This is a genomic window from Bifidobacterium sp. M0307 (assembly GCF_016100445.1).
Taxonomy (GTDB): Bacteria; Actinomycetota; Actinomycetes; order Actinomycetales; family Bifidobacteriaceae; genus Bombiscardovia; species Bombiscardovia coryneformis.
Genome location: NZ_JACFSL010000001.1, coordinates 1416321 through 1441354, shown reverse-complemented (window position 1 = coordinate 1441354; position 25034 = coordinate 1416321). Strand labels below are relative to the sequence as shown.

14 protein-coding genes, 1 tRNA gene, 1 other RNA gene and 1 pseudogene are annotated in these 25034 nt (G+C 61.6%); 15 read left to right on the top strand and 2 right to left on the bottom strand.

Annotated elements, in window-relative coordinates; all coding sequences use genetic code 11:
• The first annotated feature begins 102 nt into the window (after nucleotides 1–102).
• A complete protein-coding gene (leuA, locus tag H3V08_RS06015) occupies nucleotides 103–2013 on the top strand; it encodes a 2-isopropylmalate synthase (RefSeq protein ID WP_198181916.1) in 1911 nt (636 codons plus the stop codon).
• A gap of 119 nt (nucleotides 2014–2132) precedes the next feature.
• On the opposite strand, the gene H3V08_RS06010 is transcribed toward leuA, so the two are convergent.
• Nucleotides 2133–4394, bottom strand: coding sequence for a transglycosylase domain-containing protein (locus tag H3V08_RS06010; RefSeq protein WP_198181915.1), 2262 nt, complete (start codon nucleotides 4392–4394; stop codon nucleotides 2133–2135).
• A gap of 317 nt (nucleotides 4395–4711) precedes the next feature.
• Here H3V08_RS06010 and H3V08_RS06005 point away from each other — a divergent pair, with 317 nt between their 5' ends.
• The gene (locus H3V08_RS06005; RefSeq protein ID WP_198181914.1) at nucleotides 4712–5854 is read left to right on the top strand and encodes an inositol-3-phosphate synthase; all 1143 of its coding nucleotides are present in this window, start codon (nucleotides 4712–4714) and stop codon (nucleotides 5852–5854) included.
• Nucleotides 5855–6041: 187 nt separating this feature from the next.
• Here the strand turns inward: H3V08_RS06005 and glf are convergent, their stop codons facing one another.
• On the bottom strand, nucleotides 6042–7199 hold the full coding sequence (gene glf, locus H3V08_RS06000) for a UDP-galactopyranose mutase (RefSeq protein WP_198181913.1): 1158 nt from the start codon (nucleotides 7197–7199) through the stop codon (nucleotides 6042–6044).
• Between the two features lie 198 nt (nucleotides 7200–7397).
• On the opposite strand from glf, the gene ffs reads away from it, so the two are divergent.
• From ffs to clpB, 13 genes and pseudogenes are all read left to right on the top strand, one after another.
• Nucleotides 7398–7488, top strand: an RNA gene (ffs, locus tag H3V08_RS05995) — signal recognition particle sRNA small type.
• A gap of 102 nt (nucleotides 7489–7590) precedes the next feature.
• Nucleotides 7591–8613: a phosphatase PAP2 family protein gene (locus H3V08_RS05990; RefSeq protein ID WP_198181912.1), complete on the top strand. Its 1023-nt coding sequence runs from the start codon at nucleotides 7591–7593 to the stop codon at nucleotides 8611–8613.
• 122 nt (nucleotides 8614–8735) lie between these two features.
• Nucleotides 8736–11678: a type I DNA topoisomerase gene (gene topA / locus H3V08_RS05985; RefSeq protein WP_198181911.1), complete on the top strand. Its 2943-nt coding sequence runs from the start codon at nucleotides 8736–8738 to the stop codon at nucleotides 11676–11678.
• Nucleotides 11675–12328: pseudogene (gene tmk / locus H3V08_RS05980) on the top strand (dTMP kinase); the annotation flags it as partial. The gene topA and the pseudogene tmk, both read left to right, overlap by 4 nt.
• 239 nt (nucleotides 12329–12567) lie before the next feature.
• Nucleotides 12568–13728 carry a DNA polymerase III subunit delta' gene (locus H3V08_RS05975; RefSeq protein WP_198181909.1) on the top strand — a complete coding sequence of 387 codons (1161 nt, stop codon included), beginning with the start codon at nucleotides 12568–12570 and terminating at the stop codon, nucleotides 13726–13728.
• Nucleotides 13729–13933: 205 nt separating this feature from the next.
• Entirely contained in the window at nucleotides 13934–15460 is a 1527-nt protein-coding gene (locus H3V08_RS05970; protein ID WP_198181908.1) for a C69 family dipeptidase, read from the top strand.
• Nucleotides 15461–15558: 98 nt separating this feature from the next.
• On the top strand, nucleotides 15559–17079 hold the full coding sequence (locus tag H3V08_RS05965) for a formate--tetrahydrofolate ligase (protein WP_198181907.1): 1521 nt from the start codon (nucleotides 15559–15561) through the stop codon (nucleotides 17077–17079).
• A 131-nt stretch (nucleotides 17080–17210) separates the two neighbouring features.
• Nucleotides 17211–17284, top strand: a tRNA-Lys gene (locus H3V08_RS05960).
• Between the two features lie 354 nt (nucleotides 17285–17638).
• On the top strand, nucleotides 17639–18985 hold the full coding sequence (locus H3V08_RS05955) for an amidohydrolase family protein (protein ID WP_442859360.1): 1347 nt from the start codon (nucleotides 17639–17641) through the stop codon (nucleotides 18983–18985).
• A 122-nt stretch (nucleotides 18986–19107) separates the two neighbouring features.
• Complete coding sequence (gene gluQRS, locus H3V08_RS05950; protein WP_198181905.1) at nucleotides 19108–20163, top strand: tRNA glutamyl-Q(34) synthetase GluQRS; 1056 nt, start codon at nucleotides 19108–19110, stop codon at nucleotides 20161–20163.
• Nucleotides 20164–20285: 122 nt separating this feature from the next.
• A complete protein-coding gene (locus H3V08_RS05945) occupies nucleotides 20286–21092 on the top strand; it encodes a YggS family pyridoxal phosphate-dependent enzyme (RefSeq protein WP_033491161.1) in 807 nt (268 codons plus the stop codon).
• A gap of 50 nt (nucleotides 21093–21142) precedes the next feature.
• Nucleotides 21143–21958: a fumarylacetoacetate hydrolase family protein gene (locus tag H3V08_RS05940; protein ID WP_033491162.1), complete on the top strand. Its 816-nt coding sequence runs from the start codon at nucleotides 21143–21145 to the stop codon at nucleotides 21956–21958.
• 280 nt (nucleotides 21959–22238) lie between these two features.
• Entirely contained in the window at nucleotides 22239–25010 is a 2772-nt protein-coding gene (gene clpB / locus H3V08_RS05935; RefSeq protein WP_198181904.1) for an ATP-dependent chaperone ClpB, read from the top strand.
• Nucleotides 25011–25034 lie beyond the last annotated feature (24 nt).

Genomic DNA, 25034 nt, shown 5'->3' with positions numbered 1-25034 from the left:
TGCCGAGGCATCGCCGAAGTCTGGACCTGGCGGTGGGCCAAGCACATATTTGGTGCACAATGTACAGAAAATGAAAACAAGAGAGCAGCAGAAGGAGGAGTGATGGATCGGGATCATACATCCGTATTCGATCTCGCGGCACAGGCCGCAGCGTCCAATGGAGGTAACAACGATCTGTTGCTGCCTCCCCGTCGGTTCGTGGGCTCGCCCCAGAAACCCAGCGCCATGCCTTACACCAAGTACGTGGCCTATAACAAGCAGGTTCCCTTCGATTATCCAGAGCGGACCTGGCCCGAGAAGACCCTGAAGCGGGCGCCCCGCTGGTGCTCCGTCGACCTGCGCGACGGTAACCAGGCCCTGGTGGACCCAATGGACTCCGAACGGAAGCTGCGTTTCTGGAACCTCTTGCTTTCCATGGGCTTCAAGGAGATCGAGGTGGGGTTCCCCTCGGCCTCCGAGACCGATTATGACTTCATCCGCCTCCTGATAGAGCGTGAGCTGATTCCCGACGATGTGACCATCGTGGTGCTGACCCAGGCCAGGGAGCATCTGATTCGACGCACGTACGAGGCCCTGCGCGGGGCCAATCGGGCCGTGGTCCATTTCTACAACTCGGTTTCGGTCCTCCAGCGTGAGGTGGTCTTCCGCAAGGACAAGGCCGGCATCAAGAAGCTGGCCACCGACGCTGCCGAGCTCTGCAGGTCCCTGGAGGCGGATGCCGGGGAGACCGAACTCTATTACGAGTACTCACCCGAGTCCTTCTCCGGGGCCGAGCCCGAGTTCTCCCTTGACGTCTGCAACGCGGTCATCGATGTGATCAAGCCGACACCGGAGCATCCGATGATCATCAACCTGCCCAACACGGTCGAGATGACCACCCCCAACGTCTTTGCCGACGAGGTGGAGTACATCTCGAACAACCTGCACGACCGAGATGCCGTGGTCCTCTCCCTCCACCCACACAACGACGAGGGCATGGCCGTGGCCGCCACCGAACTGGGCCTCCTGGCCGGTGCAGACCGGGTCGAGGGGTGCCTCCTGGGCAACGGGGAGCGTACCGGCAACGTTGACATCTGCACGGTCGGGCTGAACATGCTGGTCCAGGGCATCGACCCCCAGCTGGATTTCTCCGACATGCCGAATATCCGCAGAACCGTGGAGTACTGCAACCAGATCAAGATCTCCGAGCGGCACCCCTACGCCGGCAACTTCGTCTACACGGCCTTCTCCGGCTCCCACCAGGATGCCATCAAAAAGGGTCTGGACGCCCGCCAGCAGGCCGCTCTGCGTGACAACGCGAATCCGGAGGACTACCTCTGGCTGGTGCCCTATCTGCCCATGGACCCCAAGGATGTCGGTGGTAGTTATGAGGCCATCATCCGTGTGAACTCCCAGTCCGGCAAGGGGGGAATGGCCTATCTGCTCAAGGCCAACCACAACCTGGACCTGCCCAAGCGCCTGCAGGTCGAGTTCGAGCGACTGGTCCAGGCTTATGCCGACAAGACCAAGCACGAGGTCAAGGATGCGGATATCTGGCGCCTCTTCAAGGACGAGTATCTGCCCGTCGAGGAGAGCGGCAGCGTGGCCGGTGGCGAGTCCATGGCCGACAAGGACGATGAGTCCCTCAGCCAGTGGGGCCGCCTCAAACTGCTGAGTGTTTCCGTCTCCTCGGGCGAGGACGGCTCGGACACCGAGCTGGAAGCGACCGTGCTGGACAGGGGTCTGGGCCCCCAGGACGAGGAGAGCAAGCGCCGCATCAAGGGGCATGGTAACGGTCCCATCGCCGCCTTCCTGGATGCCCTGAAGTCGCAGGACCTGACCGTTTCGGTCCAGGATTACGCTGAGCACGCCATGACCGCCGGGACCGATGCCCTGGCCGCCTCCTATGTGGAGTGCAAGGTGGGTGAGCCCGCAGAAGCCCGAGTGATTTGGGGCGTCGGCATCGACTCGTCGATTTCGACCAGCTCCCTCAAGGCCATCATTTCGGCCATTAACCGGTTCGAACGAATCTGACCGGAGTGTCCGGTGACGCGGAAAGGCCGTTCCCCCGATTGGTGGGAACGGCCTTTCCGTTTCGCCTCACGGGCCGTTGCGTCCGGTCCTGCGGGCTCTGCTTTTCGGGTCTTCCCCGACTACTGCCCTGTCGCCGGCGGGCTGTTGCTCTGTGTTGTCTGACCTTCCTGGCCGCCTTCGCTTCCGGTATCGGTGCTTCCGCCCTGTGCCGGGGTTTTCTCATCGTCTGAGCCGCTGCCGGTGGAACTGCTCTCATCCTTTTTGGCTTCGGGCGTCGGTGTTTGGGAGGGTACGGCCTGTTCGTAGGACCGGGGGGTGTAGTTGCTGCGTCCTCCGCCGGTTCCCCAGGTCCCGTCCGGGCCGCCGATCTTGCCCTTGTCGACGGCGTTCGGGAACTTCTCGACCGGGCTGTCGCCCAAGGCGCCCTTCATGTACTGGGTGAAGAGGCGGACCGGGTAGAACTGGTTCTGGTAGACCTCGGGTACCTTCAGGGCGCTTCCATCCTCGCCCTGGTTCCAGACCGCGAAGGTGGTCAGGACCGAAGGGGTGAATCCGATGAAGGAGATGGCCGTCTCGTCGTTTGCGGTTCCGGTCTTGCCTGCGATGGGCCGCCCCAGGGACCGGGCATAGGAGCCGGTGCCGTACTGGACCGTCGAGGTCATGGCCTTCTGAAGGAGTGCTATCTGATCCTGATTGAAGACCTGGTCGCCCTTGATGACGGCTGTGTACAGTTCCTGATCCTTGGAATCCTTGACCTGGCTCACCAGGTGGAGCTCGGGCTTCTTTCCCCCGTTGGCTAGGGTGGCGTAGCCCTGGGTGGCGTCGTATACGGTCAGGGCATCCAGACCCAGGGTATCGAAGGTGGTCGTGTCATCGATCTTCCCGGTGATACCTGCCGTGTGGGCCAGCTGGGCGGTCTTCTGGGAGGTGACATGCTCGCCCAGGTCCATGAAGACGGTGTTGACCGAGTTGGCGAAGGCCGAGTAGAGATTGATGTATCCGTAGCTCACCTGACCTGCGTTGGCCACGGACTTGCCAACGCTGGAGAAGGTCCTGGGGGAGTTGCCGTTGAAGACGGTGTTGAGACTGACCCCTTCCTGGATGGCGCCCAGAAGGGTATAGGCCTTCATGGTCGAACCCACCTGGAAGGTGGCCTGATCCACGTTGTTGAGCTGTTTGACCAGGTAGTCGTCGCCCGCATAGAGGGCGATGATGGACCCGTCTCGCGGGTTGACCGAGAGGCCACCGGTCTGCAGGGTCGGCGGAAGGTCCTTGTCTCCGGTGGAGGGGCTGGCCACCTGGAACATCAGATCCTGCTTGTCCTTTTCGATGGTCGTGATGATCTTGTACCCGCCCGTGTCCAGGTCATCCGCGGTGAAGGGGGCCTTCTTTCCTTCCGTCAGCTCGTTGCGGACCATTCTCAGCAGGTACCCGTTCGGACCCTGGTAGACGTTCCTGGGGGAGTAGTCGATGGTCTGGGGCATTGATGCCTTGACCTTGTCGGCATGGCTGATGTAGTGGTCTTCCTCCATGATGCCCAGGACCCGGTGGAATCTGGACTCCGCCTGCTTGGGGCTGACTGCGGGGTCCCAAGTGGTCGGAGCTGGGATGATGCCCGACAGCATGGCGGCTTCGGACAGGGTCAGGTCCTTGGCGTTCTTACCGAAGTAGTTCTGGGCTGCCGCCTCGATTCCATAGGCCCCGCGCCCGAAGTAGATTGTGTTCATGTAGTTGCACAGAACCTTGTCCTTGCTTTCGGTCTGTGAGATCTTCAGGGCCAGGATGGCCTCGCGCAGCTTCCCCTTGTAGGTGGTCGTTTCGCCCAGGTAGTAGCGTTCGGCATACTGCTGGGTGATGGTGGATCCACCCTGGCGGGTCCCCTTGGTCACGTTGTTGAAGAGGGCTCGACCGATGCCTTTCAGGTCGATGCCGCTGTCGTTGTAGAAGGAGCGGTTCTCGGAGGCGACGATTGAGTTGCCTACATACTGGGGCAGGACGGCACAGTCGATGATTTCCCTGTCCTGGTTGGCGTAGGTGCCGATCGGGGTGGTCCCGTCAGCGAAGTAGACCGTGGTCTTCTGGGCCAGGGCCTGCTTCTCGGGCGGTACAATCTCGGTGGTCAGGTAGAGGTAGGCGAAGCATCCTATGGCGGCTACGATAAGGGTCGCCAGGATGCCCAGAATCCACTTGAGCAGGAGATGCCGCTTCTTCTTGGGCGGCTGACGGTGTCCGCCCCGGTCAGATCTCACATCCGAGCGGTGCGAGGGGGCCTTGTTGTTCTTCTTGCCCCTGATCTTGGTGGTTTGCCCCACCTGGCGGGTCGAGGGGGCTGGACGCCTTCCCTTCGCTGCCGAGTTGACTGTATGAGTCTGTTTGGCCATGAGAACCACGCTAACCGTCCTGGTTGAAAACCGTTCGACTCAAGGCTGAACGTTCATCATTCCCGTACGTTTCCGTCGCTCGGTATCTGCTGTTGCTTCCCCGGCGGGAGCGGGCAGGTGCAGGTATGTATATATCCTGTACACATATATGCGCCTGGTTCCAGGGTTTTGGCTGCGGTACGTCCGCACTCCCGCGGCATGAGGCTCTGTCCGGGGCCATTCTCGCTCCGGGAACGAATTCCTCGTCCTGTTCCTTGCAACTCGCTGGGAACAGGTATGCTTAGGTTGGAATAACTCAGTTAATCAGAGGAGTTTGTATGAGCATCCGTGTAGCTATAGCGGGCGTGGGCAACTGCGCTTCCTCGCTGGTGCAGGGAGTCGAATATTACAGGGACGCCAAGGATGATGACAAGATCCCCGGCATCATGCACGCCAATTTCGGTGGGTATCGCATCCGTGACATCGAATTCGTGACCGCCTTCGATGTGGATTCACTCAAGGTGGGCAAGGACCTGAGCGAGGCCATCTTCGCTTCCCAGAACAACACCTACAAGTTCAGCGACGTGCCCAACCTGGGTGTCGAGGTCATGCGTGGCCCCACCAACGACGGCCTGGGTGAGTACTACAGCAAGATGATCGAGGAGTCCGACGTCGAGCCCGTCGACGTGGCCCAGATCCTGCGTGACAAGAAGGTCGACGTCCTGGTTTCCTACCTGCCCGTCGGTTCCGAGGAGGCCGACAAGGCCTATGCGGCGGCGGCCCTTGAGGCCGGCTGCGGCTTCGTCAACTGCCTGCCCGTCTTCATCGCTTCCGACCCCGAGTGGGCCCAGAAGTTCCGCGATGCCGGCGTGCCGATCGTGGGCGACGACATCAAGAGCCAGGTGGGCGCGACCATCACCCACCGTGTCATGGCCCGTCTCTTCGAGGACCGCGGTGTCCGCCTGGATCGCACCTACCAGCTGAACGTCGGCGGCAACATGGACTTCATGAACATGCTGCAGCGTTCCCGCCTGGAGTCCAAGAAGATCTCCAAGACCCGAGCCGTCACCTCGATTGTTCCCCACGAGATGGATGAGCACAACGTCCACATCGGCCCCTCGGATTACGTGGCCTGGCTGGATGACCGCAAGTTGGCCTTCGTTCGTCTGGAGGGCACGACCTTCGGTGATGTGCCGCTGAACCTGGAGTACCGCCTCGAAGTCTGGGATTCCCCCAACTCGGCCGGTATCGTCATCGACGCGGTCCGCGCCGCCAAGATCGCCCTGGACCGCCACCTGGCCGGCCCGATCCTGGCCCCCAGCTCCTACTTCATGAAGTCCCCGGCTGTGCAGCATGAGGACAACGAGGCTCGTCAGCTGGTCGAGGATTACATCGTCGGCAAGGTCGAAGGCGACGAGGATGCCCTCAACGCCGATGTCAAGACCGCCAAGGACAACGGCAAGGACGTCTGGCACGCCTGAGCCAAAGCAGGTCCGCCCTGGTTCGGTCCTATGGGGCCGGATGGGGCGGCGTGCATGAAATCGCCAGTGTCCTGTTTCGCTGGCATTTGTGCTTATGGGAACGGCCGGTCACCTATCGCAGGTGACCGGCCGTTCGCCTATCCCAACCGGACCAAGGGTGCCGCCTCAGGACCAGGCGTGCATCCGCTCAGTCAATCAGAGGCTTGACCTTCTTTTCCCAGGCATCCAGGGCGGAGTTGATGACCTGGTGCATGTCGTAGTAGGCATAGGTGCCCAGGCGGCCCCCGAAGACCACCCGGGGCTCCTGCTCGGAGAGACCCTTGTACTGGGAGTACAGGGCTCGGTCACCGCTCGTGTTGATGGGGTAGTAAGGCTCATCTCCCTTGCCGGCGAAGCGGCTGTATTCCTCCCAGACCACGGTGCGTTCATGGTTCTGGCGGTCATGGCGTTCGGGGTTGAAGTTCTTGAACTCGATGGCCCGGGTGTAGGGGACGTCCGGATCGGAGAAGTTCATCACCGGGCACCCGAAGTGGTCGTCTTCGTCGTAGCGCCTCTCCTTGAAGTCGACGGTGCGCCACTTGAGTTCACCCAGGCGATAGTCGAAGTACCGGTCGACCGGGCCTGTGTAGACCAGGGGGACCTGGCCTACCAGGGCATCACGGTTCCAGGGCTGGGTGGTGTCGAAGAAGTCCGTGCCCAGACTGACCTCGATGCGGGGGTCGTCGATCATCCGCTCGAACCAGGCGGTATACCCCTCCTTGGGCAGCCCCTCCCAGGTGTCCTTGAAGTAGTGGTTGTCGTAGTTGAACCGCACGGGGAGGCGCTTGATGATTGATGCGGGGAGCTGGGAGGGGTCGGTCTGCCACTGCTTGGCCGTGTAGTTCTTGATGAAGGCCTCGTAGAGGGGTCGTCCAATCAGGGAGATGCCCTGGTCATTCAGGTTCGCCGGGTCAGTTCCTGCCAACTCGCCGGCCTGCTCCCGAATCAGGTCCCGGGCCTCCTGGGGGGTGTAGCGGGCTCGGAAGAACTGGTTGATGGTTCCCAGGTTGATGGGCAGGGGGAAGACCTCCCCCTTGTGGGTGGTGTAGACCCGGTGGGTGTAGTCGGTGAATTCCGTGAAACGGTTGACATACTCCCAGACCTTCCGGTTGGAGGTGTGGAAGAGGTGGGCCCCGTACTGGTGAATCTCGGCACCGGTCTCCTTGTCCATATAGGAGTACGCATTGCCTCCGATATGATTCCGCACGTCGATGATCCGCACCCGTGCTCCGGAGTGCTCGACGGCCTGTTGGGCCACGGTCAGGCCGAAAAGGCCAGCACCGACGATAACCAAATCTGCATCCATACTGTGACTTCTTCTGTTCTTCCGGTCCTGCCGGATTCCTAACTTCCTGGCTGGGTTCATGATATCGGAGCCTTCCTGGTGCCGGGAGCCGGCCCTGATGAAACAGACTGAATTTTTACCTCCACCCGGTAGGCCGGGCACGGCCTGGCCCTATTTCAATGAGGCGCGTCAATCGTTGTGGTCTGCTATCATGGTGACTTGCTCTCACGTGGCGTTATGTCACCCAATCCCCCCAGGGCAGGAATGCAGCAAGGGTAAGTGGCCTCTGTCGGGTGCGTGGGAGTTTTCTTATGCCCGGTGTTTGCGGATTGCCGTTTGGGTGTGAACGACATGCGCTTCTTATACGTCGGAGCCGTGTCCAGGGCCCGGGGTTTGGATAAAGTCGGGTGATATGACCGATATGCGAAATCAGGGTCAGGCCGAGCAGGTCTGGTATCAGGACCCGAAGGACCAGCACGTTGAGGACAGTGGGGCCTTGAAGGAGATGGACCCGCTGACGGTCCGCCCGCGCATGTCGAGCCGCATGCTCTGCCTGGTCCTCGGGCTGTTGATGCTGGCCGCCTCCGCCGGTGTCTGGTGGCTGGCCGTCTACACGATGGGCGGGCAGTCCTATGACGACATGGTCATTTCGAACTTCAACGGTTTCGTCGATCAGGTCCCCCTCATCAAGGCCTACCTGGGCATCTTCACCATGCCCTATGTGGCCGCCGGAATGTGCGTTCTGATTGGTCTGATTGCCCTGGTGGTGGTTCTGGTCCGCAGGCGTTGGTGGCTCCTGGGCCAGGTGGTGGTCTACCCCCTGCTCGCCTATCTGTCAGGGAGGATTCTCAAGAAGTACCTTCCCCGCCCCCTCCTGATCAATGTCCTGTCTACTAAGGAGAACTCCGCCCCCTCGGGGCACACCATCATGGCCGTGACCGCAGTTCTGGTCCTCCTGTTCGTGGTGCCGAGGGTCTGGCGGGCCCTGGTGGCTTTGATCGGTTTCGCTTTCACCCTCTCCATCGGCTGTTCCCTGATTCTGGGCGGATGGCATCGACCGGCCGATGTGGTCATGTCCATCCTCATCGCAGGGGGGCTGGGGCTGATCACGCTGGTCTTCACCCGGTCCTCCGGCATGGATCTGCCGGGAACCCGCATGTCGTCGGCATCGGTCCAGATCGTCTCCACCCTGATGATGACCCTCGGAACCCTGGGAACCCTCTATGCGGTTTTCGTCATCTGGCAGATTTCCTCCGGCTTGGAGATGAGCGCCAGGTGGACCTTCTACGGGGCCCACTGTTCCGCCGTCATCCTCATCGCCTCCCTCCTTTCGCTCCTGCTCGGCCTGTCCCTTGCCATGCGTCAGGTGACTGCCTCGCCCCTCACCCGTTTGGGGCTGGTCGGTGAACCCCCCGCCCCTCCGCGCGAAATCTAAGGCCGTCGGCGTATCTGCGAGAGCATCCGTCACGTCCATCCACGCACAGTGGCGTTGATTTGCGACATGACGACCTCTGGTGAGTAAGATGGCGTGCGAAGAACACTATATAAGGAGAGGCCATGGCATCCGGCAATAAGCTTGTCATTGTTGAGTCGCCAACCAAGGCAAGGAAGATCGGTGGATATCTGGGCAAGGGATACACCGTCATGGCCTCGGTCGGTCATATTCGTGACCTGGCCCAGCCCTCTCAGGTGCCTGCCTCCCAGAAGAAGGAATACGGCAGGTTCGGGGTCGATGTGACTGACGGGTTCAAGCCCTACTACATCGTGGACGATAAGAAGAAGAAAACCGTTTCCGAGCTGAAGAAGGCCCTGAAGGGTGCCGATGAGCTGTATCTGGCAACTGATGAGGATCGCGAGGGGGAGGCCATCGCCTGGCACCTGGTGCAGACCCTCAAGCCCAAGGTCCCCGTCAAACGCATGGTCTTCCACGAGATAACCCCGGAGGCCATCAAGGACTCCCTGGACCACACCCGCGATGTGGACGCCGACATGGTCGATGCCCAGGAGACCCGGCGGGTGCTGGACCGCCTCTACGGGTACGAACTCTCTCCCGTGCTCTGGCGGAAGGTGGGGCCTGGCCTGAGTGCGGGACGTGTCCAGTCCGTGGCCACCCGGCTGATTGTCGAGCGTGAGCGGGAGCGAATGGCCTTCGTCCGTGCGCCCTACTGGGATTTGGTGGCCGAGCTGGCAGCCGGATCGGCCGCTGATGCCGAGGATGACCAGCCTTCGACCTTCAAGGCTCAGATGGTCCAACTGGGTGACCGGCGCCTGGCATCTTCCAAGGACTTCACCAGCAAGGGGCAACTGACCGAGACGGCAGCCAAGGACCAGGTCCTCCAGATGGATCAGGCCCAGGCCGACCGGATCGCCGAAGCGCTCGCAGACCAGCCCTTCACCGTTGTCGGGATGGAGACGAGGCCCTATCGGCGCCGGCCCCAGCCCCCCTTCACCACCTCGACCATGCAGCAGGCTGCCGGTAACAGACTGGGGATGAGTTCGCGGGCTGCCATGAGGGCGGCACAGGGACTCTACGAGAACGGTTACATCACCTACATGCGTACCGATTCGGTCACGCTCTCCCAGGAGGCCATCGCGGCCGCACGAAAGAGCGTCACCAGGGTCTACGGGTCCGAATACCTCTCGGCCAAGTCCAAGCAGTATGTGACCAAGACGGCTGGCGCCCAGGAGGCCCACGAGTGCATCCGTCCCGCAGGTTCATCCTTCCGACGGCCCGAAGATCTGGCTTCCGTCCTGCCCCCTGACCAGCTCAAGCTCTACACCCTGATTTGGCGCAGGACCCTGGCTTCGCAGATGGCCGATGCCACGGGATCGACCGCTTCCGTACGCCTATCGGCCCAGGCCGGTGAGGATGGGGAGGCCATTTTCCAAGCCTCCGGTACCGTCATCGAGTTCCCTGGTTTTATGAAGGCCATGGGGTACGGGACCGAGAAACCCAAGGGCGCCGCCGGTAAGCGCGACAGGGCCGAATCGACCGATTCCGAGGCCGACAACGGGTCCCTGCCGCCGATGAAGAAGGGCGACCGGCTCAAGGCCTTATCGGTGAACCCCGATGGTCATGAGACCCAGCCCCCGGCCCGCTATACCGAAGCCTCCCTGGTCAAGACCCTTGAGGCCAAGGAGATTGGTCGGCCTTCCACCTACGCCAGCATCATCTCGACCATTATCGATCGTGGCTATGTCTACGAGCGTGGTCGCGCACTGATTCCCTCCTGGCTTGCCTTCTCGGTGGTCAGACTTCTGGAGACCAACTTCCCCCGGTATGTGGACTACCAGTTCACGGCCCAGATGGAAAACGGCCTGGACATGATTGCCCACGGCAAGGAGAAGGGGAAGGACTGGCTGACCCGCTTCTACTTCGGATCCGGAGAGGGTGCGGCGGAGAGCACCGACCAGGCCCACCAGGGACTCCAGGAGCAGGTTGCCCAGCTGGGTGACATCGATGCCCGGAAGATCAACACCATCGAAATCGGCGATGGACTGCAGGTCCGTGTGGGCCGCTACGGCCCCTACCTGGAGGATACGGCCGATTTGGATGCCGAAGGGAACCCCAAGCGTGCCTCCCTTCCTCCGACAATGGCCCCCGACGAGCTGACGCCTGCCGTTGGTCATGAGCTCATTGCTTCCAATGCGGGCGGCCCCAGGCAGCTGGGTATCGATCCGGAGACCGGTGGTCAGGTCGAGGTTCGCAAGGGTCGGTTTGGCCCCTATGTGGCCCTTGTCGATCCGGAGAGCCAGGAGGCCGAGGAGAAGAAGACGGTCGCATCCGCCAAGTCGGGCAAGGGTGGACACGCAGCCAAGTCCGAGGCCCCCAAGCCAAAGATGGCCTCGCTGTTCAAGACCATGGACCCCGATACGGTGACCCTGGAAGATGCCTTGAAACTGCTCGGTCTGCCCAGAACGGTGGGCACCATCGAGCTGGTCGATACCAAGACCGGGCAGATTGACCAGGCTACGGTCACTGCCAACAACGGGCGGTATGGCCCCTACCTGACGGCAACCAAGCCGGATGGCGGTACCGAGACCAGGTCCCTGAGCAACGAAGGCGAGATATTCACCGTCGACCAGGCCGCGGCCAAGGACCTCTTCGACCAGCCCAAGTATGGTCGCCGTACCCGTGGAAGCGCCAAGCCGCCCCTCCGTGAGCTGGGCCAGGACCCGGAAAGCGGGAAGCCCGTCACCATAAAGGATGGATTCTACGGGGTCTACATCACCGATGGACAGACCAATCGGACCCTGCCCAAGCAGTACACGGCTCAGTCCATAGAGCCCGAGGAGGCCTTCCGTCTCCTGGCCGAGAAGCGAGCGGCCGGTCCCAGGAAGCGTCGGACCAAATCATCCGGAACCAAGTCCAAGACCGCAAGAAAGACCACCAGGAAGGCGACGACGAAGACCGCTAAAACCACTCGCGCGAAGACGACCGCGGCCAGGAAGACCACCAGCACGCGCAAGAAGAGCGCGACTACGGAGAAGAAGGCATGAGCGACGGATTATTCATATCCTTCGAAGGCGTTGACGGGGCCGGAAAATCGACCCAGACCCAGCGGGTTCACGCCTACCTGCAGGAACGCGGGCTGAGGTCCCTGGTAACCCGGGAGCCTGGTGGTACGCCGGCCGGCCTGGCCATCAGGGAGCTGGTCCTGCATGGCATGGCCTCCTTCCCCTCCCTGGCAGTGACCGGGGGAACGGATGTGGTTGATTCGACCGATGACCTGGCACCCCGCACCGAGGCCCTTCTCTATGCGGCAGACCGTGCGGAGCACGTGGCCCAGGTGGTCAGACCCGCCCTGGACCGGGGTGACATCGTGCTGTGCGACCGGTACCTGGATTCCTCGGTGGCCTATCAGGCGGGGGGTCGTGAACTCTCGGCCGATGTGATCCGGCAGTTGAGTCTTTGGGCCTCGGACGGCCTTCTCCCCACCAGGACCTATCTTCTGGATGCCGATCCCAGCCAGTCCAAGCAGCGGTTGGACCATGAGCCCGACCGGTTGGAATCAGAGGGTGACGACTTCCAGCGGAACGTGAGGGAGGCCTTCCTTCGCCTGGCCGAGGAGGAGCCCGACCGGTTCGTGGTCATCGATGCCTCCCGGTCCGTGGAAGAGGTCTGGTTGCAGATTCAGCATGATTTGGACGGTCTGATTGAAGGCAGGACACCCAATCTTCCCGCCCCGGCCGAGGGGCCCGATGATTCGTCCTACGACGAAGACGGTGCGGATGGTGAATTGGATGCCGACGAGCCGGACCAGAATGACGATATCGAGGATGAGGATGCATCCGATTCCGAGGCTGGCGATGCTGGGAGGAATCATCCCCCTTCCGCGGCTGTGACGGCACGGGGAATCTTCAGGGGCCACCTCCTCAGGAAGGCACGATGAGCGTCTGGGATGCCATCGTCGGGCAGGAGCCCACGGTGGCCCTGCTTAAGCAGATTGTCGCCTCGCAGGGACACGACCGTGACTCGGTGGCCCAGTCCTGGCTGATTTGCGGACCTCCTGGATCCGGGAGGTCGAACCTGGCGCGTGCCTTTGCGGCGGCCCTGGTCAGTCCTGATCATGGGCTTGACGACCAGCCCAGCCGTATCACCCAGCAGGTCTTGGCCGGGACCTATCCCGATGTGACGGTCCTGTCGACCAACAAGGTCACCATCGGCATTAACGAGGTTCGTGAGCTCATCATGACCTCGGAGCAGATGCCGTCCACCTCGCCCTGGCGGGTCATCATCATCGAGGACGTGGATAGGATGCTGGAGCGGACCACCAATGTCCTCCTCAAGGAGATAGAGGAGCCCGCCCCCCACACCATCTGGCTTCTCTGCGCCCCCAACGCCCAGGACGTTCTGCCGACCATCCGCTCGAGGACCAGGGTCGTCAACCTGGCCATCCCTTCGAATACGGCCGTTGCCGGTTTCCTGACCGATCAGGTGGGTGTGGAACCACCCCTGGCGGCCAAGGCGGCCCGCCTGGCCCAAGGGCATATCGGAATCGCCAAGCTCTACGCCACCCGCGAGCAGGTACTGGTGGACCGTGACGACCTGGTGGTGGGTCTGCTCAACCTCCACCGTGCCTCGGATGCCGTGGTCCTGGCCGGGAGGGTTGTCGATGCGGCCAAGGACCAGGCCACCGATACGGTCAACGAGCAGGTCAAGCGTGACGAGCAGGAGTTCAGGGCCATCAACGGACTTACCCCGGACGAGCGCATTCCCAGGCAGCTAATCGGTGCCTACCACGCGCTGAGCAGCAAGGACCAGGTTCGTCGCCGCGTGACCAGGTTGACCAGGGACGTGCTGGATCGGAATCTGACCACCCTGGCAAGCGTCTACCGGGACGTGGGCGTTCTCCAGAACCAGGCCGAGGAGACGGCCGGACTGGTCAATCTCGAGAACCGTGCGGCCATCGCCGAACTCTCAGTACGGCTCTCCCGCGAGGATGCCATAGAGCGGCTGGAGATCATAGCCAGAACCCGTAGGCGTCTGGCTGCCAACGGCTCCACCCTACTGGACTTCGAGGCCCTGTTCTGCGGTCTCCTGGCATAGCCTTCTCTGGGTGGGCAGCCGGTTACGTCCGGATCCGTACCTTCCTCATGGAATTAGACTCCCGATTGGGAGCGGCAGGCATTAGAGTAAAAACATCGCAAGTCGGCCCCGAATCGGGCGCGGTCGTCCCGCTGGTCGTTCATCGGCAGTGGATCGGTCCCTCGTCGGGATTCTGATACATCCGAAGAAAGGGAGGCACGGTTTCATGCCCTGCACCACGCTGCTGATTGGCAAAAACGCCAGCTACGACGGGTCCACCATCATCGCCCGCAATGAGGATTCGCCCAACGGGGAGTTCCGCCCGAAGCGGTTCGTCGTGGTGGAACCGGACGAGCAGCCCCGCCACTACCGCAGCGTCCTGAGCCATGTGGAGATGGACCTGCCCGACAACCCCATGCGCTATACCTCGGTGCCCAATGCCGTACTGGATCAGGGACTCTGGGCCGAGGCGGGTGTCAACTCCGCCAACGTGGCCATGTCCGCCACCGAGACCATCACCTCCAATGAGCGTGTTCTGGGTGCCGACCCCCTGGTGGAGCTGGCACCCGCTCTGGGCAAGCCCGGTGAGGAAGGTTACCTGGCGGAGGTGCCCGGTGGCATCGGCGAGGAGGACCTGGTCACCATCGTCCTGCCTTACATTCGTTCCGCCCGTGAGGGCGTGCAGCGTCTTGGTGCCCTTCTGGAAGAGTTCGGCACCTATGAAATGAACGGCATCGCCTTCAGCGATCTGGACGAAATCTGGTGGCTGGAAACCATCGGCGGCCACCACTGGATTGCCAAGCGGGTTCCCGACGACTCCTACGTGACCATGCCCAACCAGCTCGGTATCGATGAGTTCGATTTGGACGACGCCCTGGGTGACCAGGAGGATCACATGTGCTCGGCCGACCTGCGCACGTTCATCGACGACAATCATCTGGACCTGGCCGTCGAGTCCGAGTCCCCCTTCAACCCGCGTGATGCCTTCGGTTCACACAGTGATTCGGACCATGTCTACAACACCCCCCGCGCCTGGTACATGCAGCGCTTCCTGAATCCGTACGACGAGGTCTGGGACGGGCCCGATGCCGACCATAACCCCACCAGCGACAACATCCCCTGGTGCCGTCAACCCGAGCGGAAGATCACCATCGAAGATGTGAAGTACCTGCTGGGCTCCCACTACCAGGGAACCCCCTACGATCCATACAGCGTGACCGGCGACGAGCACACCCGAGGTCTCTTCCGTCCCATCGGAATCAACAGGAACGATCAGCTGGCCGTCATCCAGCTGCGTCCCTACCGCCCCGAGTCCTGCCGGGCCATCCAGTGGATGTCGTACGGGTCCAACGCCTTCAATGCCCTCATTCCCCTCTATGCCAACGTCGATAGGACCCCCGAATATCTGAGCAACGCCACCAACCGGGTCTCCACCGACAGTCTCTACTGGGCCGACAGGCTGATTGCCGCCCTGAGCGACTCGGCCTTCGCTTCGACTTCGGCGGCCATCGAGCGGTATCAGCAGAGTGTGGGCGGGGCCGGTCACCGGATGATTGCCGCCGCCGATGAACAGGTCGGCCGCCTTGAGGGGGATGACCAGAGTACGGATAATCTCGAGGTTCGCCGGATTCTCGAGGCTGCCAACCAGGAGTTGTCCGACAAGGTTCGCAAGGAGACCGACGATCTCCTGGGTGAGGTCCTGTACACGGCCAGCATGTCGATGCGCAACGGCTATCACCTCTCCGACAACTGAGCCGGACCGAGCCGGTCCCCCTGTCCGATACGAGAAGAGAAGCGAACAAGTCCGCCGCCGCCAATGCCACGACGACACGGCGCAAGGAGGAGGAAATCATGACCGATTTCGAGGATTACGTCAGACCGTATGGGCTGTTCAGCAAGATTGATGCCTTCGGCTATCTGAAGGATCTTCAGGAGCATCCCGACCAGCCGCGCAAAGAGGGCAAGGTCATCCTGGTCACCGCGGATACCCCCCTGAAGGCCTCGCGCGGCGAGGGCAAGACGACCACCACCATCGCTCTTATCGATGCCCTGCGGGCAAGGGGTGTGGATGCGGCCGCCGTCCTGCGTCAGCCCAGCATGGGTATCACGGCGGCAGGATCCAAGGGGGGTGCATCCGGTGGCGGAAAGGCCTCGCTGACCCATCCGGAGCTGGTGGACTGGGGTCTGTGCGGTGAGATGGCCGCCATCGAGTCCGCCCAGAATCTTCTGGTCTCCTTTGCCGAGAAGGCCGTTGACGAGGGGAGGCTCGACACGGTTCTGGTGCCCAGGGTATCCGAGGTTCCTTCTCGTTCCCTCCGCCAGATTGCCGTGGATCGCGGCAAGGGGAACCTGTCCGAGCGGACCGTTCTGACCCCCACCTGCGAGCTGATGCAGATAGTGGTCCTCTCCCGGAGCATGGAGGAGATCGGGCAACGGGTCGCCGCCATGGTGGCGGGCACCCTGGATGGGAAGCCCGTCAGGTTCGGTGACTTCATCGATCTCTGGAGGATTACCGGTATCCTGACCGATGCCGTCAAACCCGCCTACACCGAAACCCTCCAGGGTTCCCCTGTCTACGTGCACTGCGGCCCCTTCGCCAACGTCTCCATCGGTATCCCCAGCCTGGTCAGTGTTCAGATGGCCTGTGCCCGACACGACGTGGTCATCGTCGAGGCCGGATACGGGGCTGATGCCGGAGCTCAGAAGTGGCTGGATATCGCCGCCCGTGAGTATGGGGCCCAATGGCCCGCCGCTGCGGTTGTCGTCACCCGGGCCACCACCTGGCGTGACGATCCCAAGCTCCAGTGGCGCTATCCCTTCCATGTCAACCGTCTGGAGAGCCTGGGCATCCCCACCTTCCCGATGATCAACCTGTGGGAGGGCGAGGACGGCCAGGCGGGCCAGCTCCGCCATACGGCTTCCGATTTGGGCTTCCGCAGTCCCATTATGGGGAATCTCTTCCGCGATGGCGGACAGGCCCTGGAGGACCAACTGGATGGTCTTATCGAGGCTTTGGGAGCGCCTGCCCCCGCTGATGCGGATACGGTCAGCCATCATGGGATGGACGTGATGGATCAGATTTGCTGGATTGCTCGGAGCGCTTATGGTGTTCCCGGCAACCGAGTGGTGGAGAAGGACGGGTTCGCCCAGTCCCTGGGGCAGGCCAGACAGCTCTGTGCCCAGGTTGGCGTGAACCTGGAGGATATGACCATCGTGGCGGTCAAGTCCCCGGCCACCATGACCGATGACGACACAGCCCCGGAGGATCAGCGAACGGTCACCCTGAAGAAGGTTGAGCCCCATGTTGGAGCCGGTCTGCTCCAGGTCAACCTGACCACCTCCCTGACCACTCCCATGCCCAAGATTGTCTGATGTGAGAGTACGCCCGGCCTTTCCGCACTGGACGGAAAGGCCGGGCAATCCCTGTACTTCGGGTGACGCGCCGTGTTGCACGGTATGGAAAACAGTGTATAGTTACATCTTGGCTCAGCTATGTGCCACACGCCCCTATAGCTCAGTTGGCTAGAGCAGCTGACTCTTAATCAGCGTGTCCGGGGTTCGAGCCCCCGTGGGGGCACAGAGTCAAAACCCTACAGCCGCAACGGTTGTAGGGTTTTCTTTTATCTGCATAGCCTCTCATTGGGGCGGAAATGTATACCAAATGTATACCAGAGTGAAGCGCAAAAACAGAACACTCCGGGCAAAGGGAAGTGTGCTGGAGTAGGACCATACGCAGTAATTGGTGACTTATAAGGCGAAGGTATTCGTGGCAAATCGCATAGGTGCGTTTGGCGTGACGGAGGACGGAATGGGGCACGCGGACCTATGCATTTGGACCATTCTTGAGTGGTTTTCCATATCGCGGATAATATGGGTCATAAACAGGATTCCTTATGCTGGTTCACCGGAGAAATGGAAAGCAGGTATGACTATGGGGCGTCTTCAAGGCAGGAAAGAACGTGAACCGTTTGTGCTGGAACACGCCAGCATCGCGACCGGTGACGAGGCGGGCACCGTTGAGACTGACATGTCCATCCTGGTGTCGGCGGATGGGCGCATCGAACAGGTCTGCCCCACCGAGTTGGCCTATGTACCTTCGGGGTACCATCGCATCGATGCCACCGGCAAGTTCGTGGCACCCGGTCTGATCAACGCCCATGTCCATCTTTTCGCCGATGGAAAGCCCCTTTCCGGCGGTGGCAATACTTCGCCTCGTGTGATCAACGGGGTCATGAAGGCCTTGCACAGTCCCGCGGGCAGGCTTCTCATGGACGCCCGAATCAAGAAGAACGTCTCCGCCCTGCTGAACTCTGGTGTAACCACGATTCGGACCCTGGGCGATATCGGCTATGAGGGGGTCCGCCTGCGCGACAAGATCGATGCTGAAGAGGTGACAGGTCCCCGTATCCTTGCTGCCGGGCCCCTGCTGGCCATTCCGGGTGGGCACGGCGATCCCTTCATCTCCCTTTCGTGCACTTCACCCGAAGAGGCCAGGCGCAGGACCAGGGAGAACATTGACCACGGTGTCAACGCCATCAAGGTTGCCGCAACCGGTGGTGTGACCGATGCCACCAAGGTCGGTGAGGCCGGCAGCCCTCAGATGACCCAAGATGAGATGGCCGCCGTCTGTGATGAGGCCCATGAGTTCGGCGTTCTGGTGGCCGCCCATGCCCAGAGCCCGGAGGGTGTCAAAGCCGCCCTGAAGGCCGGTGTGGATACGATTGAACACGGCAGTGCCATGGATGACGAGATTATCGGGCTTTTCTTGGATAATCCGCGCTCGCTGCGTGGCTTCTCGGGTCTGGACCCCACCCTGTGCGCGGGTCTGCCCTTGATTAAACTGCCTCAGGACCAGCTTGGGGTCAGTGATATCGTCCGCAGCAACTCCGAGTTGGTCGTTGATGGAATGGTCCAGGGGGCCAGGCAAGGCCGTGAGAATGGTATCTCGGTCGGCGTCGGCACTGATACCGGTATGACCTTCGTACCCCAGTACGGTACCTGGCGTGAACTGGACTACATGGTCAAGTATGCGGGCTTCACCCCCGCCCAGGCTTTCCACTCGGCCACCCAGGTCAATGCACGCAACCTTGGATTCAGCGATGTGACAGGTTCTGTTGAGGCTGGCAAGGATGCCGATTTGATTGTCCTGGCCGAGGATCCTGCCAAGAATCTGCGCACCCTGGCCAATCCCCAGCTGGTCATCGCCCGGGGCAAGCCGGTCTGGCACCCCGAGGTCAAGCACTTCGAGGACATCGACCACCTGCTCGATACCTTCTGATTCGATACCACCGCCCGTAACATGCCTACGGGCGGAGGCCGTCGATTTGTATGCGCAGCCTGCGGCCCTTTCGATATGCCCCCGCCTTCTCCCATGACGAGGTGCCGTGGGAGCATGGCGGTATGCAGAACGGAGATTCGGGACTGAACCGGTCGGGTTCTGCCCAGGTTGTCGGGAGGCTGGCGCCTTCGCCGACCGGGCGGATGCACCTGGGCAACATCTACGCATGCCTGGCGGCCTGGTTGGGTGTCAGGTCTTCTGGGGCTTCCGGGGTGTTGCGCCTGCGAATCGAAGACATCGACGGGCCTCGTGTGGTCGAGGGCGCCGACCGGTGGATCATGGATGACCTCGATTGGTTGGGGTTGGACTGGGATGGTCCTGTGGTCTATCAATCGCGGCGCAGGGCTGACTATGACCAGGCCTTGAACGTGCTGCAAGACCAGCATTTGACGGATGGCGAGCCCCTGGTATATCCCTGCTTCTGCTCGCGGGCTGATATCCGTGCGGCCTCGGCCCCCAATGAGGGTGATGGATTCCTGGTGTATCCGGGAACCTGCCGGAATCTTCCCGTGGATGTGGTTGCGGAACGGTTGGACCAGGGCGACCGGCACAGTCTGCGTATCGCGGTTCCTGCCGACTCTGTTGGTCCTGATGCCATCTGCCGGTTTGACGATCTGGTATTCGGGGCCAGGTCCTTCAACCTGCCCCGGGATGTGGGTGACGTGGTTATCAGGAGGGCGGATGGGTTGGTCTCCTACCAGCTTGCCGTCACGGTCGATGACCTGGCCATGGGGGTGAATCAGATTGTGCGGGGGCGGGACCTTTTGCGGTCAACGGCGATCCAGACCTGGATCCGGAGCCACCTGCGGATGGACGCCCAGCCCGTTCAGTATGCCCACCTGCCCCTGATAGACGGTGCGGATGGCAGGCGGATGTCCAAGCGGTTCGGCTCGCCTGATATGCAGACCCTCCGTGAACAGGGGTGGACTGCACGGCAGGTGATTGGAGTCTGTGGTTGGCTTCTTGGACTTCTGGACCATCCCGGGCCTGCAAGTGCGCAGGAGCTACTGGATTGCTTCACATGGAAGAGACTGGCCTGCAATCAGGAGGACCGTCGACTTGACTTCGAAGGGCCGAATCTGGCCGGGATTGGTTCGGAAGCCTCCAAACTGGCCTGATTTCCGGTGTTCACGGGTCGATGGTGGTTCCCCGGCGGACGCATATGATTCGGCCCGGTGGTAGGAACCCCTGGTTACCATGGCCTCAGTCGAAGCTTCCGAATATGAGGAGGTACTGGGGCATGGTCGCTTATATGGACCACAAGGATTTGTCTAATCGGATCATCAGCCAGGAACGGACCGTGCAGATTGCCGACGGGGTCAAGAAGGTGGCTGAGCGAATCGCCAAGGCGGAAGAAGCGGCGGGGCGGCGCGAGGGGTCGGTCGCACTCCTGGCGGCCACCAAGACCCGGGATGTGGGTGAAATCATGGCTGCCATCGATGCTGGCATCCATCTGATTGGGGAGAACCGGCCCCAGGAGGTCACGGCCAAGGCCGAGGGGCTGATTGAGTCCTGCCGCGAGAGGGGGCTGCGACTCGGCGGTGATTCGTCCGGCTCACAGACCGTGGGATTCCACCTGATAGGCCAGCTCCAGTCCAATAAGATCAACAAGGTCCTGCCCTATGTCGACACGGTCGAGTCCGTAGACGGTCTGGAGCTTGCGCGGAAGGTAGCCTCCCGTGCCCAGGCCAAGGGCTTGGTCAAGGGCATTTTCCTCGAAGTCAACGAATCGGGCGAGGAAGCCAAGTCGGGCTGTGGCCCCGACCAGGCCCTGGACCTGGCTTACGAGTTGGCAGGCATGGAGGGGATACGGCTGGATGGACTCATGACCATCGGAGCCCATGTGGATGACGAGGTGACGATTCGCCAAGGATTCAGCCACCTGCGAGGCCTACGTGACACCATTCGGTCCTCGGGTGAGCCCGGGGCCGATTCCTGCACCGCTCTTTCCATGGGCATGACGGGCGATCTGGACTATGCAGTGGCCGAAGGGTCCACAATCGTTCGCGTGGGTACCGCCATTTTCGGTCAGCGCGCTTTCATCTGAGGGGTGGACCGGCCTCCTCGACGGACTCTCCCAGGGGTTAGACTGTCCCTATGAGAATAGCGCGTTTTTCCATCGGTAATACTCCTCGCTATGCCTTCGTCCAGGAGGACAAGCAGGACGGCAAGGACTATCTGGTTGAGCTGAGCGGGTACCCTCTGACCGGGCAGCAGGTGGAGCCCACGGGTAAGCGTTATGCCCTGGACGACGAGAATGTACGCCTGCTGGCGCCGGTCATTCCGTCCAAGATATATGGTGCCGCCAAGAACTATCGGGCCCATGCCGCCTATATGGCGGAGAAGGGTCAGGCTGTGAACCCGGAGCCGCCTGAGCGCCTTATGGTCTTCATGAAACCATCCACCTCGGTTATCGGCCCTGATGATCCGATTATCAAGCCCTCCTACAGCAAGGACATGAACTACGAGCCCGAGGTGGCCGTGGTCATAGGGCGTATCGCACGCAAGGTCAGCGAGGCCGAGGCCATGGACTACGTGCTGGGATATACCTGCGTCAATGATGTGACCCTGCGCGACCTCCAGCAGGATGACCCCATGTGGACCCGCTGCAAGGGTTTCGATACCGCCTGCCCGCTCGGTCCCTGGATTGAAACCGATCTGGATTACCGGGATGCGAGGATATCCTTCAGGCTCAACGGCGAGGAGGTGCCCGAGGCCAGCGGTACCACGGCCAATCTGATTCACTCCATCCCCGAGCAGATTGCCTTCATCTCCAGTTTCGCCACCTTGCTTCCGGGTGACGTGATCATGACCGGCACCCCCAATGCATCAGGTTCCTTGCAGGGGCGGGATGAGGCCACTGTCCACGTTGATGGCATCGGTGACCTGCGCAACGTGGTCATCGACGAGTAAGGCCGATTTTCCGAATCGGTTGTTAGGGGTTGCAGGCGGCCCTGGGTCGCAGCCGGGATGACCCTCATCCGGTGTGACGTCTTCCTTGGTGAACGGGACCCTGTTCGATTGACGGGGTCCCGTTTTCTGTATCTGACTCACTTAAAAAACTTGAGTCATATAGACTCAAGTTTTGGGAATAAGTATGTCCATCTGTGGGTTGATTAATGCAGATATGACCGAAGCATGGTCTGATCGGGCGGCTCCGACGGGTCATGCGGAAGATTGTTGGAGGACAACCATGGAACAGAACTTCACCACCATGGCCCAGGAGGCCATTGGAGATGCTATTCAGTCCGCCTCGGCGGCGGGCAACCCCCAGGTGGATGTGCTTCACCTGCTGGATTCCCTGCTCAGGCAGCAGTCCGGAGTGGTTGGTGGATTGATTCAGGCGGCCGGCGGCGACAGCAAGCAGATAGGGGCCGCCGTCCGCAATGCCCTTGTGGCCCTGCCCTCGGCCAGTGGGTCGACGGCCTCTCAGCCCCAGGCCAGCCGCCAACTGAGCATGGCAATCAGCCAGGCCGAGAAGGAGATGCAGCAGATGGGGGACGAATACGTCTCCACCGAGCACCTGCTCATCGCCATCGCGGAGGTGCCCGGTCAGGCCGCGGACATCCTGCGTCAGGCGGGTCTCACGCCTGAGGCCCTGCGCAAGGCGACGCCCGATGTGCGCGGTGGCGCCAAGGTGACCAGCCCCGATGCCGAGGGCACATACAAGGCCTTGGAGAAGTACTCGACCGACCTGACGGCCCAGGCCAAGGAGGGGAAACTGGACCCGGTGATTGGTCGGGACCAGGAGATTCGTCGCGTCATGCAGATCCTGTCGAGGCGTACCAAGAACAATCCTGTTCTGATTGGTGAACCCGGCGTGGGCAAGACCGCCGTCGTCGAGGGCCTGGCCGAGCGGATTGTGGCCGGTGATGTTCCTACCACTTTGGAAGGCAAGAGGTTGATTTCGCTCGACCTCGGCTCCATGGTGGCCGGCAGCAAGTATCGTGGCGAGTTCGAGGAGCGTCTCAAGGCGGTCCTGAACGAAATCAAGAGTGCGAACGGGCAGATCATCACCTTTATCGATGAGATTCACACCATCGTCGGAGCCGGCGCCAGCGAGGGCTCCATGGACGCCGGCAATATGCTCAAGCCTATGTTGGCCAGGGGCGAGCTCCGTCTGATTGGGGCCACTACCCTGGATGAGTACCGCGAGAACATCGAGAAGGATCCCGCTCTGGAGCGTCGCTTCCAGCAGGTCTTCGTGGGTGAACCCACCGTGGAGGATACGGTGGCCATCCTGCGTGGTCTGAAGCAGCGGTATGAGGCCCACCATAAGGTGACCATCGGTGACGATGCCCTGGTGGCGGCCGCCACCCTGTCAAACCGGTACATCTCCGGCCGCCAGCTTCCCGACAAGGCCATCGACCTGGTCGACGAGGCCGCCGCCCATCTGAGGATGGAGCTGGATTCGCAGCCCGAGGAGATCGATGAGCTGCAGCGGAGGGTCACCCGCCTCGAAATGGAGGAGATGCAGCTGAAGAAGGCCGACGATCCGGCATCCCATGACCGCTTGGAAAAGCTCCAGGGTGAGTTGGCCGACTCCCGCGAAAAGCTGGTCGGGCTCAAGAGTCGCTGGGACCAGGAGAAGGCCGGGCACAACAAGGTTGGCGACCTCCGTGCACAGTTGGATGCCAAGAGGGTGGAGGCGGACAAGGCCACCCGCGAAGGCGATCTGGAGAAGGCCTCCAAGATTCTGTACGGTGAGATTCCCGGCATTCGTAAGGAGCTTGCCGAGGCGGAGAACGCCGCGGACAAGGCCAAGGCTGCTGCTGATTCGGAGGAATCTCAGCCGGACGGGGCGGACGCCGTCGGCGGTCCGGCGCAAGAACCCATGGTTCCCGACCATGTGGATGCCGATTCGGTGGCCGAGATCGTTTCCGATTGGACCGGTATTCCCGTGGGCAGACTCATGGAGGGTGAGAATGAGAAGCTGCTGCACATGGAGGACTACCTGGGCAAGAGGGTAATCGGGCAGAAGGAAGCCATCCGTGCCGTCTCCGATGCGGTTCGCCGCTCGCGTGCCGGCATATCGGACCCCGACCGTCCGACCGGGTCCTTCATGTTCCTTGGACCGACCGGCGTGGGCAAGACCGAGCTGGCCAAGGCCCTGGCCGACTTCCTCTTCGATGACGAGAAGGCCATGGTCCGCATCGACATGTCCGAGTACATGGAGAAGGCCTCCGTTTCTCGGCTGATAGGCGCGGCCCCGGGCTACGTCGGTTATGAGGAGGGCGGTCAGCTGACTGAGGCGGTCCGTCGTCGGCCATACTCGGTGGTCCTCTTCGATGAGGTGGAAAAGGCCAACCCTGAAGTCTTCGACATTCTCCTGCAGGTCTTGGATGATGGTCGCCTGACCGACGGGCAGGGACGGACCGTGGACTTCAAGAACACGATTCTGATCATGACCTCCAACCTGGGTTCCCAGTTCCTGATCAAGGATGAGCTGGACCAGGACGCCAAGCGGAAGGCGGTCTTGGATGCGGTTCAGGCCAACTTCAAGCCCGAGTTCCTGAATAGGTTGGATGAGCTGGTCATCTTCGACCCGCTCACCCGAGATGAGTTGGGCGGCATCGTGGATATCCAGGTCAGGCAGGTCTCCCAGCGTCTGACCGACCGCAGAATCACCCTTGATGTATCCGACTCGGCCAGGGAGTGGCTCGCCAGCATGGGGTATGACCCTGCTTTCGGTGCCCGCCCGCTGCGTAGGTTGGTCCAGACCGAGGTCGGGGACCAGTTGGCGCGGATGCTCCTGTCCGGCAAGGTGCATGACGGCGACACCGTACTGGTCGACCAGACCGGTGGTGAGCACCTGGAGCTGACCGCCTGGCCCACCGATACCCTGGTGGATGATGATGTGAGCGTCGGCAGCATCACCACCGACGGGGATGCTGCTCCCGGGGACGGGAGCCGTGGTAGGCACGCCGCGCCCGATGGGGGTCAGGACTCCGCACCGAAAGACTGATGCGGCGAATCGAAGAGAAGGCCG